Annotated in this window: 17 protein-coding genes; 4 read left to right on the forward strand and 13 right to left on the reverse strand. The window is 59.4% G+C overall.

What is annotated here, in order from left to right; translation table 11 throughout:
- Positions 1 to 117: 117 nt before the first annotated feature.
- From Q1A91_RS21365 to Q1A91_RS21405, 9 genes are all read right to left on the reverse strand, one after another.
- A complete protein-coding gene (locus tag Q1A91_RS21365) occupies positions 118 to 1146 on the reverse strand; it encodes an AraC family transcriptional regulator (protein WP_299882431.1) in 1029 nt (342 codons plus the stop codon).
- Between the two features lie 67 nt (positions 1147 to 1213).
- Entirely contained in the window at positions 1214 to 2356 is a 1143-nt protein-coding gene (locus Q1A91_RS21370) for a serine hydrolase (protein ID WP_299882432.1), read from the reverse strand.
- Positions 2353 to 4443: an acetate--CoA ligase family protein gene (locus Q1A91_RS21375; protein ID WP_299882434.1), complete on the reverse strand. Its 2091-nt coding sequence runs from the start codon at positions 4441 to 4443 to the stop codon at positions 2353 to 2355. The genes Q1A91_RS21370 and Q1A91_RS21375 overlap by 4 nt, the downstream gene beginning before the upstream one ends.
- A complete protein-coding gene (locus tag Q1A91_RS21380; RefSeq protein WP_299882436.1) occupies positions 4440 to 5600 on the reverse strand; it encodes an acyl-CoA dehydrogenase in 1161 nt (386 codons plus the stop codon). The genes Q1A91_RS21375 and Q1A91_RS21380 overlap by 4 nt, the downstream gene beginning before the upstream one ends.
- Positions 5601 to 5612: 12 nt before the next feature.
- Positions 5613 to 6410, reverse strand: coding sequence for an ABC transporter permease (locus Q1A91_RS21385; protein WP_299882438.1), 798 nt, complete (start codon positions 6408 to 6410; stop codon positions 5613 to 5615).
- Positions 6407 to 7255 (reverse strand): ABC transporter permease, encoded by an 849-nt coding sequence (locus Q1A91_RS21390; protein WP_299882440.1) that lies wholly within the window; start codon positions 7253 to 7255, stop codon positions 6407 to 6409. The genes Q1A91_RS21385 and Q1A91_RS21390 overlap by 4 nt, the downstream gene beginning before the upstream one ends.
- 64 nt (positions 7256 to 7319) lie before the next feature.
- The gene (locus Q1A91_RS21395) at positions 7320 to 8426 is read right to left on the reverse strand and encodes an extracellular solute-binding protein (RefSeq protein WP_299882442.1); all 1107 of its coding nucleotides are present in this window, start codon (positions 8424 to 8426) and stop codon (positions 7320 to 7322) included.
- 73 nt (positions 8427 to 8499) lie between these two features.
- The gene (locus Q1A91_RS21400; protein WP_299882444.1) at positions 8500 to 9501 is read right to left on the reverse strand and encodes an ABC transporter ATP-binding protein; all 1002 of its coding nucleotides are present in this window, start codon (positions 9499 to 9501) and stop codon (positions 8500 to 8502) included.
- Positions 9494 to 10384 carry a 3-keto-5-aminohexanoate cleavage protein gene (locus Q1A91_RS21405; RefSeq protein WP_299882446.1) on the reverse strand — a complete coding sequence of 297 codons (891 nt, stop codon included), beginning with the start codon at positions 10382 to 10384 and terminating at the stop codon, positions 9494 to 9496. Before Q1A91_RS21405 ends, Q1A91_RS21400 begins: the two co-directional genes overlap by 8 nt.
- Before the next feature lie 132 nt (positions 10385 to 10516).
- On the opposite strand from Q1A91_RS21405, the gene Q1A91_RS21410 reads away from it, so the two are divergent.
- Positions 10517 to 11575 (forward strand): GlxA family transcriptional regulator, encoded by a 1059-nt coding sequence (locus tag Q1A91_RS21410; protein ID WP_299882448.1) that lies wholly within the window; start codon positions 10517 to 10519, stop codon positions 11573 to 11575.
- Here Q1A91_RS21410 and Q1A91_RS21415 read toward each other — a convergent pair.
- Genes Q1A91_RS21415 through Q1A91_RS21430 form a run of 4 tightly spaced genes read right to left on the reverse strand, consistent with a single transcriptional unit; the run spans position 11557 to position 15892 of the window.
- The gene (locus tag Q1A91_RS21415; protein ID WP_299882450.1) at positions 11557 to 12507 is read right to left on the reverse strand and encodes a 3-hydroxyacyl-CoA dehydrogenase NAD-binding domain-containing protein; all 951 of its coding nucleotides are present in this window, start codon (positions 12505 to 12507) and stop codon (positions 11557 to 11559) included. The two genes, Q1A91_RS21410 and Q1A91_RS21415, sit on opposite strands and share 19 nt — an antisense overlap.
- Positions 12504 to 13307 (reverse strand): carnitinyl-CoA dehydratase, encoded by an 804-nt coding sequence (locus Q1A91_RS21420; protein WP_299882452.1) that lies wholly within the window; start codon positions 13305 to 13307, stop codon positions 12504 to 12506. Before Q1A91_RS21420 ends, Q1A91_RS21415 begins: the two co-directional genes overlap by 4 nt.
- A 4-nt stretch (positions 13308 to 13311) precedes the next feature.
- Entirely contained in the window at positions 13312 to 14352 is a 1041-nt protein-coding gene (locus Q1A91_RS21425) for an LLM class flavin-dependent oxidoreductase (RefSeq protein ID WP_299882454.1), read from the reverse strand.
- A gap of 58 nt (positions 14353 to 14410) precedes the next feature.
- Complete coding sequence (locus Q1A91_RS21430) at positions 14411 to 15892, reverse strand: aldehyde dehydrogenase (protein WP_299882456.1); 1482 nt, start codon at positions 15890 to 15892, stop codon at positions 14411 to 14413.
- A 143-nt stretch (positions 15893 to 16035) separates the two neighbouring features.
- On the opposite strand from Q1A91_RS21430, the gene Q1A91_RS21435 reads away from it, so the two are divergent.
- The 3 genes from Q1A91_RS21435 to Q1A91_RS21445 are packed head-to-tail and all read left to right on the forward strand — an operon-like array spanning position 16036 to position 18162.
- Positions 16036 to 16434: a RidA family protein gene (locus Q1A91_RS21435; protein ID WP_299882457.1), complete on the forward strand. Its 399-nt coding sequence runs from the start codon at positions 16036 to 16038 to the stop codon at positions 16432 to 16434.
- Positions 16427 to 17227 carry an alpha/beta fold hydrolase gene (locus Q1A91_RS21440; protein ID WP_299882459.1) on the forward strand — a complete coding sequence of 267 codons (801 nt, stop codon included), beginning with the start codon at positions 16427 to 16429 and terminating at the stop codon, positions 17225 to 17227. Before Q1A91_RS21435 ends, Q1A91_RS21440 begins: the two co-directional genes overlap by 8 nt.
- Positions 17224 to 18162 carry a flavin reductase family protein gene (locus tag Q1A91_RS21445; RefSeq protein ID WP_299882461.1) on the forward strand — a complete coding sequence of 313 codons (939 nt, stop codon included), beginning with the start codon at positions 17224 to 17226 and terminating at the stop codon, positions 18160 to 18162. Before Q1A91_RS21440 ends, Q1A91_RS21445 begins: the two co-directional genes overlap by 4 nt.
- Positions 18163 to 18172: the final 10 nt, after the last annotated feature.

The following is an 18172-nucleotide window of genomic DNA, read 5'->3' on the forward strand; positions in this document are numbered from 1 at the left end:
AAAGCATGTGGATCGTACTTCAACGGGCTTGATTTTGCTTTGTGATGAAAAATTAGTCCGAAGACGGGCGATGCGCCATCTCAACAGGTGACAGGGTATTGTCCAGAAGTGACAGAATTAGCTGTCACGTACCCGGTGTCTCCGGTATGCGCTGGGGGTGTTGCCGGTCCATCGCTGGAAGGCTTTGTGAAAACTGGCTGCCGAAGCAAATCCAACATCATAGGCGATGGCTTCAATGGCCTTTTCACCTTTCTGAAGCTCGCGGATTGCAATGTCCCGGCGCAAGGCATCCTTGATTGCCTGAAAGGATGTGCCATCCGTCTCCAGCTTGCGGATCAGGGTGCGCGGGGTCATGTGCATGGCCCGCGCGGCTTGGGTCAGGTTTGCATCTGCCCAATCGGTCTGACTGAGATATTTGCGGACGCGCAAAGACTGCGTGTGTTCGCGAGAGCTGGTGAAAATCCAGTCCCGCGGCGCGTTTTCCAGAAACAGATCAAGATCGGCGGAACTGCGTACCTGCGCCTGCCCCATGATGTCTGGATCAAAAGAGATGGATGTGACCGGTTGGCTGAAATGCACGGGCGCCGGGAAAATGATTGCGTAATCCTCCGCGAAGTCCGGCGGGTCAAAGGCGAAGCCAACGGCTTTGACCGGGACCTCTTGCCGGGCGAGCCAGGACAGCAGGCCATGGGCAAGTTTCAGGATCAGCATATGCCCGAACCGCTGTGCAGGCGCGCTTCCTTGCGGTTTGAGGGCCAGCACAAGGACACCACTCGTATCCGTCAGTTCAAACTGGTAATCGTCCAGCAGAAGGTTCCAGAAGGTCGAAAAGCGGTACAAGGCCGAAGCGAGGGAGGTGGCTTCGCGCACGGAGGTCAACAGATGTTGCAAGGCGCGTGACCGGATCGGCCGGGACCACAAGCCCATCATTTCGTCTCCGGTTTCTACCGCGGCGCGCTGATAGAGCATCACGATCTGGTCCAGTGTGACCCGGCCATGTGCCTCTGTCTGACCGCTTGAAAGGTCCGCGCTTTCCAGAAGGGAATGATACAGCGACGGCGTACACAAAAGGTGCAACGCTGCAAGCCAATCGGCGATGAAGGCACGCGATACGGTGGAGTAGAGGGTGGGTGTGGTCCTGGACATCTTCCGCCTGTGGCTATCACCGAAAGATACCGGGCAGAAGAAGTCAAATGAAGCAGGGTGTCCGAACCTAACCTGCGCGGCAGCACACTTTGCGCAGAGTACGGGCAACGTCGGCCATATAGGCATCATCATACCCGGCGTCGTTTTCCAGCACACTCAAGAACGCGCAGGATGTACCGGAAATCATATCGACCATCAGAAATTGCCCGCCATACCCGGCGTGTCCAATAACGCGCCCATCCGTCATGGTCTGGTTGGCATAGCGCAACCACTCTTTCGGGGCGGACAATGCAGGGGCGTTGCGTTTCAGGCTATGCTCCAGAAAGGCGCCGTTGCCCACAAAGCGCCCCTGCGGGTCACGCCCCTTCCGGGCGAGGAACAGACCAAAACGGGCCAGATCACGCGCGCTCAAACATCCGCCCCCTGAAAACGCCGGATGGCCATCTTTGCTGATGCTGATGTGAAACGCCCCTTCATACCCCACCGCATCGGCAATCTGTTCGATGTGCGCAGGCAGCGGCTCGGGGGAAACTACGGCGGCGATCAAGGTCAGGACATCCGTGTTGGCAGACTTGTAATCGGCCTCCTCACGATGATCATCCTGCTTGAACCCGGTAATCTGCGTCACGAAATCCTTGAGCGTGATCTCCTCAGTGCCTTCATCAGGCAAGCGCCACCCCAAAGCGATTTCTTCATGGTAGCAATCCGCGTTCGGATCGCTGTAATCCTCGGTGAAATCATTGGTCACGGCCATGTCCAGCAAGGTCTGCACCGTGGCGTCGCGGTAGCCTGATCCGATATAGGGCAGATACTCTGAAACCCGCGCATCAAGGGATAGCAGCCCCTGTTCCAGCAGGCGGCCAATGATCAGATGCACGTGCAGCTTGGTAACCGATTGGATGGAATGCGGGCGGCTTGGTGAGAAATCGGCGGCTGCCTGCTCCATGATGATCTGGTCACCGCGGAGGCAACAGAAAGCTGAAAACGCAGGATGTTGAAGCAGGTCAGCCAGTTCAGGCACTGCGCTGATCAGATCCTGTTCAGCCGGTTCCAGCAGCAGCACATCACGCGCGCGGACCATGAGCGTGCGGCGAAACAGATGGTGGGCGTTGTGGAAGCCATGACGCCGGTGGGCGGGCTGATTCCAGCGTTGCTTGTTGTCTGGCCCAACTGTCAGATCGGGATTGGGCAGGGTTTTGAGCGCGCTCACGGCGCGGCCTTCTGGATCAGGGCATCAACCGCGACGATATGATCGGCATAGATGAACATCGGGTTGATCTCAATTTCCGCGAGGGTTTCACGCTCTTGCATGAAGGCGGTACAAAGACGGTGCAGCGCGGATGCCAGTTTGTCCACATCAGCGGGTTGTCGACCGCGAAACCCGGTGAGCAGGCGCGCCACGCGCAGGCCTGCCAATGCTGTAGCGATGTCGGCGGGCGTGGCAGGCAGCAGGATCGTCACCGCGTCGCCGACCAGTTCGGTCAAGATACCACCACTGCCCAGCACCAGTGCCGCGCCGAATTGTGGATCAATGCGTAGTGTGACGATCATCTCCGCAAGCGGTGGCGGCGACATGGCTTCAATCAGGAAGCTGTCGGTCACGGCATTTGCATCATGGGCCGTTACCGATGTGGTCATCCGCGCAATCGCAAGCGACAACGCGGTTGCGTCCTCAATTCCCAAAGCCACGGCGCCCGCTTCGGTTTTGTGGACCAACTGCGGTGACATCATTTTGAGCGCGACGGGATAGCCGACGGCCTTGGCAGCGTCTGCTGCGTTCTGCGCTGAGCCGGTGCGGCCTTCGGGGACGGGGATTCCTTGCGTTGCCAGCCATGCCTTTCCTGCATCCTCGGTCAGTATCTCCGTGCAGCTTGTGGTCACACCGGCAAGCAATGCGGCGGGTCGCGCGGCTTTGATCTGCGCGCGCCGTGTGGACCAGAGCGCTGCGGCGTGCATCGCGTTCAAGGTTTCATGAATGCCCTGCATCGGGGCCACGCCCTGCGCAATCAAATGGCGGCGGGTTTGCTTGTCGAGGTTTTCCGGCAACGTGGCACAAACTGCGGCTGGTATCCCCTGCTCCGCCGCTGCCCTGGCAAAGGCCGCCGCATCGTTCTGGTAGTAGATCTTGGAGGCATCAAGCCCCTCCGCCGGGTAATCCTGCACCAGCACCGTGGCGTCGGCCGCAACAGCTTTCATGGCATTGGCGAAAACGGGGTAGGTATGCTCCCCCTGTCCCCAGATCGGTGTGGTGTAGTCCAGTGGATTTGAGACTGTCGCAATCTCTGGAAGGAGGTCGGACAGGGCCGTGCGGTCTGAGGCATTCACCTCAGGAAAGGCCATGCCGATTTTCTCGGCGTGATCCGCCAGCATCGTCGCCCCGCCGCCTGAACATGTGAATCCCGCCACCCGCGGCCCTGTGGGCGCACCGACAACACTGAGATATTTCAGGGTTTCGAGGAACTGGGCGGGGCTGTCCACGCTGATGACACCGGTGCGCGCAAACAGCGCTTCATAAAGCTCATCTGAACCGGAAAGGGAGCCGGTATGGCTGATCGTCAGCATCGACCCGATGGTGGATCGCCCGGTCTTGAGCGCCACCACGGCCACGCCCCGTTCAATGGCCTTGAGCGCCGCGCGTTCAAACGCGGGAATGTCCTGCAAGCCTTCAATATGCAGGCCGATGGCGCGCACAGCCGGATCATCAGCAAAGACATCCAGAAAGTCCTCCAACCCCAACACCGCCTGATTGCCGGCCGACACCATGTAGGCCAATGGCAGGGATCGCGCGCTCATCGTGATGTCGGAGGAGAACATGCCCGATTGCGTGATGATCGCGGCGCCGTATCCCGGTGACCAGCCCCCGTGTTCGAAGGACCAAAGGGCGGTTTTGTCGATGTAGTTGATCAGCCCGTAGCAATTCGGACCGATCAGGGCCATATCGCCGGTTGCATCGATCAGCGCTTGTTCAGCATGCGTATCCCCGGTTTCCTTGAACCCTGCTGAAAAGCAGACCACGCCCCCAACCCCCCTTTCGGCCAGGGCGCGGAGGGCTGCCACAACGCCACCGGCCGGGATCGCAAGATAGACTGCATCCGGCGCTTCGGGCAGATCAGCGATGGACGGGACACAAGGCACCCCGTCAAGATCGGTACGGTTCGGATTTACCGCCCACATCTGTCCGGCAAACCCACGCCTGCGGGCTTCGCGCACCGCGATCGTGGCGTCGCGCCCGCCGATAAAAGCGATATGGCGCGGCTTGAGCAAACGATGGAAATTTGCGCGGCGTTCCGGGGTCATGCACCAAGGGGCCGCAGGATGGATCGCGTAATGATATGGCGCTGGATTTCGCTGGTGCCGTCCCAGATCCGTTCCAGCCGACTGTCACGCCAGAACCGCTGGATCGGCATTTCTTCCATGAGCCCCATGCCGCCGAAGATCTGCACCGCATCATCGGCAATCTTGCAGAGCATTTCAGAACAGAACACCTTGATCATCGCAGCATCCGCATCGCTCATCGCGCCTTGTTCGGCACGTGCGACGGCGTCCTTGACCATCAGATCAGCCGCGCGCAATTGGATGGCCCCATCGGCCAGCCGAAATCCTGTGGCCTGAAACGCCCCGATGGGTTTGCCGAACTGCTTGCGCGAGGCGGCCCAATCCGTTGCCATGTCGAGAATGCGCTCCGCCTTGCCACAACAGGTCGCCCCAACCCAGATGCGCCCCATACCGAGCCACTTGCCAGACAGTTCCAGCCCTCTGCCCTCTTCGCCCAGCACCTGACCCGGTCCCAGCCGCACATTGTCGAAATGCAGCTCAAACGTCTTGTACCCGCGATAGCTGACGCATTTGGTGCCTTCGCGGCAGTCGAAACCTGCCGTGCCGACATCCACCAGAAATGCCGTGACCCGTTTGCGCGGCCCCCGTGGTGTTTCATCCTCTCCCGTCGCCGCAAAGACGATGGCAAAATCGGGCATGCAGGGCCCTGAGATGAAATGCTTGGACCCATTCAGTATCCAATCCTCTCCCTCGCGCCGGGCATTGGTTTTCATTCCCATGACATCTGATCCGGCGTCCGGTTCTGTGAGGGCAAACAGCTCGCGCTTTTCGCCGCGCACGGCGGGCAGCAGGTATTGCTCCCGTTGATCGCCTTCGCAGGCCATCAGCAATTCAGTGGGCCGCGCCGCCCAGCTTTGCAAGGCGTGGCTGGTCCGGCCATACTCCCGTTCGATCAGCGACATCGGCCCATAGCCCAGACCTCCGCCGCCAACCGCTTCGGGCAGGTTGCAGGCGTAAAGGCCCAGTTCATGTGCCTTCGCCTCTATCTGGCGGCCAATCTCTTCGGGGACATGGCCAAGACGGTCGACTTCCTCCTCATGGGGGTACATCTCTGTCTCGACAAAGCGGCGGACCGTGTTGACCAGAAGGTCCGTTTCGTGACTGGTTTCCATATTCATAAGAAGCCTCGTTTACTGGGCCTGGGATTTGGCGCTGCGCCGCGACATGATCGAAGTGATCACAAAGGCGATGACGGTGATGGCAATCAGGACCACGGCGGCGGCCGCCACGGTGGGATCTGTGTTTTCGCGAATGCCGTTCCACATGCGGCGCGGCAGGGTGTAGACGCTGAATTTGGAGATAAACAGCGTGACGACGATCTCATCCCAGCTGAGGATGAAGGCAAACAAGGCGCCCGCGAAGACACCCGGTTTGATGGAGGGCAGGATGACCCGGCGCATGGTGGTCCAGTTGGAGGCGCCCAGATTCTTGGACGCCTGTTCAAGTTTGGGATCAAAAGTGGCCAGCGATGCGCTGACGGTGATCAGGACCATGGGTGCTGCAAGGATCGTATGGGCCAGGATCAACCCGGCATAGCTGTCCAGCAGCCCCAGCGGAATCCACAGACGATAAAACGCCATCGCGGAGATGATCTGCGGAATGATCAGCGGCAGAAGCAGAAAGGCGCGCACCAGTTCGCTGTATCTCGACGACACCCGCCACAGGCCAATTGCGCAGAGCGTTCCAAGCACGGTGGCAAGTGCCGACGTGGAAACCGCGATCACCCCACTTTGAAAAAAGCTCGACAGCCATTCTTCCGAGGTGAAGAGCTTTTCGAAATGGCGGAGCGAGAATTCCCCCTTGGGCATCGACAGGAAACGCTTGGGCGTCAGGGAAACAGGGATCGCAATCAGCGCAGGTGTGACCAGAAACAGAAGCAGCACCCATGCGCCCACGCGATTGAACTTGGAAAACAGGCCCGAGGTCATCGTGCCGCCCCGCCGAACACCGTGCTCAACTTCATGAAGCGCGACATCACCCAGAGCATCGCCAGCACGCCCATCAGCATAATCGCCGCCAGCATCGCTGCGGTGCCCCATTTCAGCGTGACCAGAAGTTGCACGGAGATATACTCCGCCACCATCAGCACCTTGCCCCCACCCAGTACTGCGGGTGTGACATAGAAACCAAGGCTGAGGATGAACACCAGCAAGGTAGAGGCCACGATACCGGGCGTCGTCAGTGGCAGGTAGATGCGCCAGAACGTCTGGGAGCCGCTGGCGCCCAGATTGCGCGAGGCATCCATCACCCGCATGTCCAGCGATTGCATCGACACCAACAGGGGCAAGACCGCATAGGGGATCATATAGTGGATCATGCCGATCAGCACGCCCAGTTCGTTGCGCATGAATGCGATGGGTTCGGCGATCAGGCCGATGTCCTCAAGCGTGACATTCACCAATCCCTTGCGCCCCAGCAGCATCAGCCAGCTAAAGGTGCGCACAAGGATGGAAATCCAGAAGGACACAAGCAGCAGCGTCAGCATATAGTTCTTCTGGCGCTGGTGGCAGTGCACCATGGCGTAGGCAATGGAATAGCCCAAGGTCACGCTGAACAGGGTGGTGATGATACAGATCCGCACAGTGGTCCAGACAATGCGGATCAGCGCATCGCTTTCGCCCAGCTTTGCGTAGTTGCCAAACCCCGGTTCGGGATCCGTCACGCTCAACCACAGGATGTTCAGGATCGGACCCAGATACAGCGCCATCACCAGCACCAGAAGCGGGGCGATGATCAGCCATCCGGGATGGATATGACGTGTGAGCGCGGGCATGAGATTTCCGATTTCAAAAGGGGATGGCCGCCCGGAGGAAGTCCCAGGCGGCCACCTGACGTGCTTAGCTGATCGCTTCGAGGAAAGCGTTCACCGCATCGCCGCCATTCTTGCCCCACCAGTCAGGGTCGTTGTAGACGATCTTGTCGATGTTCTTGGCTGAGGTGATCGCATAGTCTTGCTGATCATCCGGGATCTGGCCAAATGCCGCCGGGTTCGACGGCGTCATGCCAAGGCAATCGAGCAGCGCCAGCTGTGCCGGGACTTCCTGGGCGGTGGCGATGAACTGCATCACCGCGGCACCGGCTGGATTGCCTTTGGGCACGATATAGGCCCCCGGCATCGCCAGCGCCTGATTGTTCACCAGCTTGTAGCGCCCGTCGGTGTCGTTCTCGATGTTGCGGCCCCGGTTCTGCCAGACCATGCCCATGGAGACTTCGCCGTTGACGACCATGGAATGCGCCTCTGACCCCGAACCCCAATACAGGCTGTTGTCCTTGATCGAGGTGATCTTGGCCAACGCCCGATCCATGTCGAGCGGATAAAGCGCATCGCCCGCCACGCCATCGGCCATCAATGCCGCTTCAAGCGACCCATTTGCCCATTTGTACAGCGACCGCATGCCGGGGAATTTGGCGGTGTCAAAGAAGTCCGCCCAGTTCTGCGGCGGGTTATCGCCATAGGCTTCGGTGTCATAGACAAAGGCATAGCCATAAAGGATCACGGAAACCCCATGCTCCAGCGCGTAGCCGGGCAGGGTTTTGTCCTTGGAGACCACGGAATAATCAATCGGCTCCAAATGGCCGGTTGGCCCAAGGGAAACGGCATTGAAAAGGTCAGCATCCGCCACGTCCGCCGTGACATTACCGCTGTCGACCATTTCCTTGATCTTGCCTTCCAGCGGGCCGGAGGTGTCGAACTTCAGACCCTTGCCGGTCGAGGCCGTGAAAGCGTCCCCAATGGCAGAGCCGTGACATTCCTCAGACTGGCCGCCCCAGTTCCACATCACCACATGATCGGCGGCGGCTTCTGCATCGCCTGCCAGTACCGCGTTGAGTGCCACGCCTGACGCGCCACACAGCGCAAGGAATGTGCGGCGGTCCATGCGCCCCTCCTTGTAGGCATGGGCACTGTCCTGAAGTGTCTCTTTCATGAATTGTTTGTCGTGCATTTTGTCCTCCTATTGGGTCCGTTTGTATCCGGTTTTTCATCGTGACGCCTGTTCAGCGCTCTGTTTTGGGGCCTCAGCCCATCTGTAGTTCCACGGCAGCATCATCCGTCCAAAGCAGATCAACAGCATCGCCTTCGCGCAGTGTTTCGCTGTTGCGCCAGACGTCGATGTCCACCTCGATCTCCGTGCCATCGCTTGCATCCACAATGACCCGCTGCATGGAACCAAAGTAGGTGACCGACCGTACCGTTCCGCTCAGCCGCGCATCCGGATGGCTGGCACTTGCGCGCAGGTCGATCTTTTCGGGGCGCAGGGCAAAGGTCTTGCCGTTGTGCTGAATGAAATTGGATTTACCCAGAAAACCAGCCGTGAACTGATTGATCGGCCGTTCGTAAAGCTCCTTGGGTGTGCCGACCTGTTCAATGGCACCATCGCGCATGATCACGATGCGGTCTGACATCGACAACGCCTCTTCCTGATCGTGGGTGACATAGATGAAGGTTGTGCCCACGCGCCGGTGAATATCCTTGAGCTGTTCCTGCACTTCGACGCGCAGTTTCTTGTCCAAGGCACCCAGCGGTTCATCCAGCAACAGAACCGGCGGCGCAAAACACAACGCGCGGGCCAACGCGACCCGCTGCTGCTGACCGCCGGACAGTTGCGCAGGCTTGCGGTCCGCAAACTCCTGCAACTGGACAAGCTCCAGCATCTCATCGACACGGGCTGTAATCTCTGCCGCGGGGCGCTTGCGCACGCTCAAGGCATAGCCAATGTTGTCCCGTACCGTCATGTGCGGGAACAGCGCATATCCCTGAAACACCATGCCAAAGTTGCGTTTTTCCGCAGGCACATTGGCGATGGAGGCTTCGTCCAACGCAATGTCCCCCTCTGAGATGTCGAGGAAACCCGCGATCATCATCAGCAATGTTGTCTTGCCGGACCCGGACGGCCCAAGCAGCGTCAGAAACTCACCCTTGCGGATGTCGAGGCTGATGTCATTGACCGCCTTGAAGGTGCCAAACAGCTTCGAGACGTTGCGCACTTGCAGGCTGCCTGTCTGATTGGGCTCAGCCATCTGCACCCCGGAGGTTCAACTTGTTTCGCGCTTCCTGCGGGGTCAGCACGCGGCCGCCCATACGTTCAATTATCTCCCGCGCGCGGGTCACTAATTGTCCGTTTGTCGCCAGAACACCCCGGTCGAGGTAGATGTTATCCTCAAGACCAACACGGACATTGCCACCCAGCGCGACGGATGCCGCCGCCATGGGCATCTGACCCCGACCAATGCCAAAACTGGCCCAGCTTGCGCCCGCAGGCAGTTGCGCCTTCATGGCGGCCATCGTTTCAACCGTTTGATCCGCGCCCCAAGGGATGCCCAGACACAGCTGGAACATCGGCGGCGCGTCGATCAGCCCCTCTTCCACCATCGCCTTGGCAAATCGGATGTGGCCAAGGTCAAAGACCTCCAGCTCCGGTTTCACACCCCATTCCTGAACCAAGGCGGCCATCTTGCGCAGCGTTGGCGGTGTGGAGATATAGATCATATCCGTGTCCGAGAAATTCAGCGTTCCACAGTCGAGCGAGCAAATGTCCGGCAGACATTCCTTGACATGCGCCAGCCGTTCTTCAGGGCCGATCATGTCCGTGCCGGGGCCGGGCATCGCAGGATTGGCGGGGTCAGACACCCAATCGCCGCCCATGCCGGCGGTGATGTTGATCACCACGTCGGTGTCACTGTCGCGGACGCGGTCCACGATTTCCTTGAACAATTTGGGGTCGCGTGAGCCCTGACCGGTGTCGGGATCACGGGCGTGGATATGTGCCGCAGAGGCCCCTGCCTTCGCAGCCTCAATCGCAGCGTCTGCGATCTCTTTTGGGGTGACGGGCACATGCGGGCTTTTGCCCGTGGTGTCACCTGCGCCGGTCACCGCACAGGTCAGGACAACGTCGTAGTTCATTTGGCAAAGCTCCCCTTTCGCCCAGCTTGACGCGGGTGAGGCCAAGAAAGATGTCGATTATCCGACAGACTTTCAGCTAGACTGACGAAAAAACGCACCATTCAGACCGGACGTTCCAGGATGCAAATCGACATGAACCAACAGACGCCCCGCGCGCCAAATCACGCGATCTTTGTGGTGGTTCCACGGTTCAACATCACCACGCTGATCACCATGATCGAAACCATGCGTATCGCGAATTACCTTGCGCCGGAGCGACTGTTTTCGTGGGATATCGTGTCGTTTGACGGCGCTAATGTTGCTGCCAGCAACGGCATGACAACCACCGTTGGAGCGGCATCGGACGCGCTGTCGCCCGCTGAATTCGTCTTCGTTCTGGGCAGCTGGGGGACAGAGCATTACGACAACCGCGCTCTGACCGCATGGCTGCGCAAACGGGCACGGGCGGGCAGCAGCATCTGCGGGGTTGAACTGGGCTGCTACATCGTTGCCCGCGCAGGCTTGCTGGAGCACAAACCCGCGACCACCCATTGGTCATGGTTGAGCGGTTTTCGTGAATCCTTTGACCGGGTGGATGTGCAGGAATGCCTGTTCACAATCGATGGCAAGATCATGACCTGCTCAGGCGGGCTGGCAGGCGTGGATCTGATGCTGCGCCTGATCGAAGGCACCCACGGCAGCGGCTTTTCCGGAGAGATCGCAGACCAGATGCTGCACCACCCCATTCGCAACGCGACCTCCCCCCAGCGCAGTACGATGGGGCGGAGCACCGAAACGATGTTGCCGCTGGTGCGCGAAGCAATGACCCTGATTGAAGAGAACATCGAAGAACCGCTCAGCGTACCCGAGATTGCGCAGACACTGGATGTCTCCCAACGCCAGCTGGAACGTCAGTTCAAGAAACACGTGGGCTGTACCGTGGTTCAATTCGGGCTGCTGCGCCGCCTTCAGAATGCGCGGCTGTTGCTGATTTCAACCGACCTCAGCGTGCGGGAAATTGCGACGGCTTCGGGGTTCAACACCCTGTCGCATTTCGCGTTTTCCTTTGGCAAATTCTTTGGCCGCCGCCCTTCCGAGTACCGCGAAGCCTGGCCTGCGAATGAAGCTGCGCCAAGCTGGCCGGGGTCCCTGTCGGACTTTCTGTCCACGCTCAAGGATATACCGGGGCGCGATCAGCCCAGCCGCGACTGACGCAGCGCGCGCAGCACCGCTACGATTTCCTTGTCCCGTTGCGCGGCCATCTCCTCAAAATGCCTGTCGCCTGCCATGGCGTTGCAGCCATTCACCATACGGTCACGTAGGTCGCGCGTCAGCTCAGGTGCTTCCAACCGGGTCCAGGGCAGTTTCAACGCTGGTCCGAACTGATCCAGATTGGTGGCCATGCCCCCTGCCCCACACGCTACATGAAACGCCATGCACTGACCTTGGCTGACCATGCGCGGCGCGGGGCCGTTCATCAACGCGATGTCGATGTCTTCAGGCGTGGCTTCCCCGTTGGCCACCATGTGCAACGCCTCACGCCAAAGCGCTTCTTGCAGACGGGTGGCAACAAAACCGGGAATTTCCTTTTTCATCAACAACGGTGCCTTGCCCGCTATCTTATAAAACGCGCCTGCCCATTCCACAGCTTCAGGGGAAGTGTTGTCCCCTCCAACAATCTCGACCAGCGGCAGAAGATAGGGTGGGTTGAATGGATGGCCGATGACCGTGCGTTCAGGGGTGGCACAGGTAGCCTGAATCTCTGTCATGGTCAGGCCGGAGGTGGAGGAGCCGATAACCACGGAGGCAGGCAGGATTTCTCCCATCTGCTTGTAGAGTGCCTGTTTGATCTCCAGGCGTTCAGGTGCGCTCTCCTGAACAAATTCGGCCCCGTCCAATGCGTCCTCCAGATCGGTGACAATGCGCAGTCGGTCCAATGAGGCGCCTTCGGCCAGCCCCAGATCCGTCAGGCTTGTCCATGCTGTGTCCAGAATGGAACGGAACGCAGCTTTTTCAGCCTCCTCATGCAGATAGGCGGTCACGTCATATCCGCGCGCCAGAAAATGCGCAGTCCAGCCGCCGCCGATAGGACCCGCACCGATGCTGGTGACGCGAGTCACCGTGTTGGGATCGGGATACATCATTCGCCTTTGAAATTTGGTTCGCGTTTCTCAACAAAGGCGGCAACGCCTTCGGCAGCGTCTTCAGACTTCAGCATCTTGCGATAGATCGGCATCGGATCCGTGCGCATCTTGTGAAAGGCCTGTTCCAGCGGCACACACTCAATCTCGCGCTGAACTTCCTTGACCGATTGCATCGCCAAGGGCGCGGACCACGCGATTGACGCGGCCCATTCGCGCGCGGCATCCATCAACTGCTCCTTTGGCACGACCTTGTTGACCAACCCGTAATGCGCCGCTTCCGTCGCCGTCATCCGGCGGCCCAGCAGGAACATCTCCATCGCGATATTGTGCGGAATGCGGCGCGGCAGGCGTTGCAATGCGCCGGCATCCGGCACAATCCCCAGCGGCATTTCGGGCAGGCCAAATTCCACGTGATCCGCAGCAATCAACAGATCACAGCCCATCGCCATCTCGAACCCACCACCAATGGCAAGCCCGTTGATGGCAGCAATCACAGGTTTGTTCAGCGCCCAGTTTTCGGTCAGGCCGGTAAAGCCGCCAAAACCGTAGTCATCCGTCTCCCACCAGTTATCGAGTTGCATGTCACCATCGTTGAGCGCCTTGAGATCCCAACCGGCCGAGAAAATCTTGTCTCCGCCGCCGGTCAGAATGGCGCAGCGCAGATCCTTGTCCTCGTGCAATTCCTGAAACGCGGCCGCCAGCGCCTGCGACGTCGGCACGTCGATGGCATTGACCTTGCCGCGCTCCAGCGTCACCTCCAGAACATGACCTTCGCGGTGGACCTTTACGCCGTCTGACATGTGATTATCCCTCTTTGAATTCCGGCATGACGTCGTTCACGAACATCCGCAGGGACTTCTGCTGGCTTGCGTGATCCAGCCCCATTGATGCGTAGTAGATGAACTCATTCACCCCCAATGCCTGATAGCGTTTGAGTTTCTCGATCACCCGGTCGGGGGAGCCGAACATCAGGTTTTCCTCAAGCATCACCGGGTCGTATTGTTCCCGCCCTTCCAGTTCATCCAGCGGGATGGAGGCCGGGAAGCCGTCTTTCACGTCGCCCAGATTGCGATAGAGGTTTTCAAACTGGCTGAGCAGACGGCGAATGGCTTTCATCGCGTTCTCCCCATCCGCCGCGTTGTCGTAAACGCAAGAGTGCCGCATCAGGGCAAAACGCGGGGTCCAGCCGTTGTCAGCCTTCACAATCGCTTCGTCCAATTGCTGCTTGTACAGCTCGGCTTCCGCAAAGGGCCGCGTGAAAGGCCAGCAGTTCACATGGCACTTCTCCCGCATGGCGTAATCATAGGTGATGGGGGAGCGTGCGGACACCCAGACCGGGACTTCTGCCTGCACGGGTTTGGGGACAGAGGTGGAGGTTGGAAACTGCCAATACTCGCCATCATGGGCATAATCACCTTTCCACAATTCGCGCACCGCCGGCAGCATCTCCTGCATGTAGCGCCAGGCATCGGATTGCTTCAGGCCCGGCTTCATCCGGTCGAATTCGCGCTGATAGGCCCCTGACCCGATCCCGAACTCCAGCCGTCCGCCGCTGATCAGGTCGGTGAAAGCCGCTTCGCCCGCAAGGTTGATCGGATGCCAATAGGCGGCAGTGGCAACGGCCGTACCGAGGCGGATGCGGCTGGTCTCCGTCGACCACCATGTCAGCAGTTGGAACGGGTTTGGCGCGATGGTCATTTCCAGCGCGTGGTGTTCTGCGGACCAGACGATGTCAAAGCCGCCCTGTTCGGCAATCTGCACCATCTCAAGCGTATGGCGCGCCACGTCTTTCATATCCAGACTGTCGTCAATCCGCTCCATGTTCACGGCAAGTTGGAATTTCATCTCAGGGTCCTTTCTTCGCGATGGGTGGAACGCGGGTTTTTGGTCTTTTGCGCGGCCATCAGCGCATCACAAACGGATTGGCCATCGGCTCATCGGAGGTGTTCATCCAAATCGTTTTTGGCCGGGTATAGTCATAGATCGCCTGAAACCCGCTTTCGCGGCCATAGCCGGACCCTTTGACCCCGCCAAATTCGGCAATCGGAGAGACGACGCGATAGGTGTTCACCCAGACAATCCCGGCGCGAACAGAATTCGCCATACGCAAAGACCGCGCGCCGTCCTTGGTAAAGATACCCGCTGCCAGTCCATGCTCGGTGTCATTGGCCAAGGCGAGCACCTCTTCCTCGGTCCTGAAACGCTGAACAGACAGAACCGGGCCAAAAAGCTCGGTATCCACGATCCGCAGGTCCTGACGGGGAACCTCAATGATTGTGGGTTCATAGAACAGACCGGACATGCCGTCAGGCTGTCTGCCACCAACCAGCACCTTGCCGCCTTCTTGCTGGGCATGGGCGACCTCGCGCTGGATATGTTCCAGCTGACCCGTGGTGCACAGCGGCCCCATCTGGGTCTCCTCGGCCAGAGGATCACCAATCACGATCTGACGCGCCTGCGCAGTCATCTGTTCCAGAAAGGCGTCTGCGATGTCTTCATGCAGATAGAGCCGCGACCCCGCCACACAGCTTTGCCCCGTCGCCCCGAAGATGCCGGCGATGGAGGCGTTCACTGCGCTTTCGATGTTCGCATCCTCAAAGACAATGAAGGGCGACTTGCCGCCCAGTTCCAGCGACACTTCGGCAAAGTTGCGTTTGACGTTCTCCAGCACATGCCGCGCGGCATTTGGCCCGCCGGTAAAGGACACACGCGCGACTAGCGGATGACTGGTGAGCGCACGACCACAGGGTTCTCCATGGCCAGTGACAATGTTGACGACGCCGGGGGGAATGCCCGCTTGTTCAATCAGCTTGCCAAATTCCAGCATTGCAGCGCTGGCGTGTTCAGAGGCTTTGAGAACCACGGTATTGCCTGCCGCCAGAGCCGGGCCAATCTTCACGGCAACCAGAAACAATTGCGAGTTCCACGGCACCACAGCCGCGACCACACCCAGTGGCTCCCGTTTGGTGAAGACAAACATGTCGGGCTTGTCAATCGGCAGCGTCTCTCCGCTGACCTTGTCTGCGCAGCCAGCGAAGAAATGGAAGAACTCAGCGATGTATTTCGCCTGCCACCGGGTTTCCTTGAGCATCTTGCCGGTGTCGATGGATTCCGTGCGGCCCAGCCCTTCGGACTGATCGGCCAGCAAATCGCCCAGTTTACGCAAACATTTGCCGCGTTCTGTGGGGGTCATGCCCGCCCATGGCCCTGTCGTGAACGCAGTATGCGCTGCCTCTACCGCGCGGTTGACATCTGCCTCGGTCGCCTCAGGGACACGGCTCCAAACCTGGCCGTTTGCGGGGTTCACACTGTCAAAAGTGCCGCCATCAGCGGCATCGACCCACTCCCCGTTGATCAGCATCTGATAGCTTGTGATGTCCGCCATGGCGCAATGCTCCCCCTCATGTTGCCTTCCCATTCATGTCCGCTTTCCCGACGGATGTGCCGGAAAATACGACATCAGTTGTCGAAAAATCAGAAAGCCTCCTGCGCGCTTGCGGGCAGGTTTGTCGCAGCGGAGGCGTTACCATGGTCAATAAAAAGCAAGTCATCGGCGGCCCACTGGAGATTGGTGGGCGCGTGTTATCGCTCTCACGCGCCATTCGCGCCGGCGATTTCGTCTACCTGACCGGGCAGATCCCAATGAAAGACGGTGTGCCCATGACCGAGGGCACTGTCGAAGATCAGACCCGCGCGGTGCTCGACGACATCACCGCAACTCTGACAGAGGCCGGATGCACCCGCGATGACGTGATCAAAGCCATGGTCTGGCTGCGCGCGCGCAGCGATTTTCCCGGTTTCAATGCCGTCTATGGGGAGTATTTCCCGGTCGAACCGCCAACCCGCTCGGCTGTGGTGAGTGACCTTCTGGTCGATGCCCGCGTCGAGGTAGAGGTGGTTGCCTACCGCCCGCTTGATAATGGATAAAGCGCCAGACGGCACGGCTTACACGCTGCGCGGCCCTGCAGCAGGGCCGGTTGTCGTGATGATCCACGGGCTTGGGTTGAATGAAGGTTGTTGGCAATGGACAACCCCCGCGCTCAGCGACCGCTACCGCGTTCTGAGCTATGATCTGTATGGTCATGGACAAAGCGGCCCGCCACCTGACACGCCCAGCCTGTCGCTCTTCTCAAAGCAGCTTGGCGCTTTGCTGGACCATTGTGGCCTGCGCTCTGCCACTCTTGTCGGGTTCTCACTGGGGGGCATGATCGTCCGGCGTTTTGCGCAGGATGCCCCCGACAGGACCGATGCGCTGGTCATTCTCCACTCACCGCACAAGCGCAGTCCAGCGGCGCAGGAGGCCATTCTCAAACGGGTGGAACAGGCGCGCCACGATGGCGCGCAGTCCACCGTAGAGGCGGCGTTGGAACGCTGGTTCACAGATGATTTCCGACAGGCCAATCCGGACATGATGGATATTGTGCGCGGTTGGGTGACGGCCAATCCCATCGACATCTACCACACCATCTACCGTGTTCTGGCCGATGGCATTGATGAAATCGTCGATCCGACACCGCCAATCGCCTGCCCGACATTGGTGATCACCGGGGACGAAGACTATGGCAATGGCCCCGAAATGACCCACGCCATTGCCGCAGAAATTCCCGGTGCGCGGCCTGTCGTTCTGCCGGGCCTGCGCCACATGGCGCTGGCGGAAGACCCTGCTGCGGTCAACACACCCATCCGTGCCTTTCTGGACCAGCTGGAGAAATCCGCATGAGCACCGATACCCCGATGGACCCGGATATCAAGCGCAGCCTGCGCGACGCCTTCGGGCGATTTGCCACAGGTGTGACGGTGGTCACCACACGCCAGCCAGACGGGACGCCACGCGGGTTCACGGCGAACTCCTTTACCTCCGTTTCGCTTGAACCGCCGCTCTTGTTGGTGTGCATCGGGAAAACGGCCCACTCTTGCGATACTTTCGCGGCCTGCGACCATTTCACCGTGAACATCCTCGCGGATGATCAAAAGGAAATCTCCGGCCTCTTTGCCTCCCAATCGGCGGATAAATTCGGGATTGCGGACTGGCATCCCAATGCGCAGGCGATGCCGTTGATTGATGGGACTTTGGCGAACTTCAGCTGCGCACGGCACCAATTGGTGGATGCAGGCGATCATCTGATCCTGATTGGCCGGGTGCTGGATTTTGAAACAGCCGATGGTGACCCTCTGGGGTACTACAAGGGGGCGTATTTCGACATCGGGCTGGACCGCGCCATGACGGAGGCTGCAACTGTCGGCGGCGTGACAATCGCCGCCGTGCTGGCCCATGACAACAGCCTGCTGTTGGCGGAGGATGCAAACGGTCAGGTCACCTTGCCGACAGCCGCATCCATCGAGGCGCTGACCCGAAATCTGGAAGGCAGCGGGCTGACATCGGATTTGGCACATCTTTATGCCGTCTACCGGACAACGGAAACCAAGGCGCAGCGGATTGTCTATCATGGGCACGTGCAGGGCACGCCGGGTCAGGGACTGCGGTTTCACGATCTGGGTACATTGCCGCTCAACCGCGTGCCGGATGATGCAGAACGTGCGCTTTTGCGCCGATACGCGCAGGAAAACCGGCACGGCACATTTGGCATCTATCACGGAACAGAGGTGGAAGGCGTCGTGCACACGCTCGCTGGAAATCACAAATATCATATCTGACAGGAGAGAA

The sequence above is a fragment of the uncultured Sulfitobacter sp. genome, from assembly GCF_947500075.1.
In the GTDB taxonomy this organism is placed as follows: domain Bacteria; phylum Pseudomonadota; class Alphaproteobacteria; order Rhodobacterales; family Rhodobacteraceae; genus Sulfitobacter.

Bases quoted from the DNA above. Each gene is read 5' to 3' on its own strand.
- Q1A91_RS21365 (WP_299882431.1), bottom strand. From the start codon at position 1,146: ATGTCCAGGACCACACCCACCCTCTACTCCACCGTATCGCGTGCCTTC.
- Q1A91_RS21375 (WP_299882434.1), bottom strand. From the start codon at position 4,443: ATGACCCCGGAACGCCGCGCAAATTTCCATCGTTTGCTCAAGCCGCGC.
- Q1A91_RS21380 (WP_299882436.1), bottom strand. From the start codon at position 5,600: ATGAATATGGAAACCAGTCACGAAACGGACCTTCTGGTCAACACGGTC.
- Q1A91_RS21385 (WP_299882438.1), bottom strand. From the start codon at position 6,410: ATGACCTCGGGCCTGTTTTCCAAGTTCAATCGCGTGGGCGCATGGGTG.
- Q1A91_RS21390 (WP_299882440.1), bottom strand. From the start codon at position 7,255: ATGCCCGCGCTCACACGTCATATCCATCCCGGATGGCTGATCATCGCC.
- Q1A91_RS21395 (WP_299882442.1), bottom strand. From the start codon at position 8,426: ATGCACGACAAACAATTCATGAAAGAGACACTTCAGGACAGTGCCCAT.
- Q1A91_RS21400 (WP_299882444.1), bottom strand. From the start codon at position 9,501: ATGGCTGAGCCCAATCAGACAGGCAGCCTGCAAGTGCGCAACGTCTCG.
- Q1A91_RS21405 (WP_299882446.1), bottom strand. From the start codon at position 10,384: ATGAACTACGACGTTGTCCTGACCTGTGCGGTGACCGGCGCAGGTGAC.
- Q1A91_RS21410 (WP_299882448.1), top strand. From the start codon at position 10,517: ATGAACCAACAGACGCCCCGCGCGCCAAATCACGCGATCTTTGTGGTG.
- Q1A91_RS21415 (WP_299882450.1), bottom strand. From the start codon at position 12,507: ATGATGTATCCCGATCCCAACACGGTGACTCGCGTCACCAGCATCGGT.
- Q1A91_RS21420 (WP_299882452.1), bottom strand. From the start codon at position 13,307: ATGTCAGACGGCGTAAAGGTCCACCGCGAAGGTCATGTTCTGGAGGTG.
- Q1A91_RS21425 (WP_299882454.1), bottom strand. From the start codon at position 14,352: ATGAAATTCCAACTTGCCGTGAACATGGAGCGGATTGACGACAGTCTG.
- Q1A91_RS21430 (WP_299882456.1), bottom strand. From the start codon at position 15,892: ATGGCGGACATCACAAGCTATCAGATGCTGATCAACGGGGAGTGGGTC.
- Q1A91_RS21435 (WP_299882457.1), top strand. From the start codon at position 16,036: ATGGTCAATAAAAAGCAAGTCATCGGCGGCCCACTGGAGATTGGTGGG.
- Q1A91_RS21440 (WP_299882459.1), top strand. From the start codon at position 16,427: ATGGATAAAGCGCCAGACGGCACGGCTTACACGCTGCGCGGCCCTGCA.
- Q1A91_RS21445 (WP_299882461.1), top strand. From the start codon at position 17,224: ATGAGCACCGATACCCCGATGGACCCGGATATCAAGCGCAGCCTGCGC.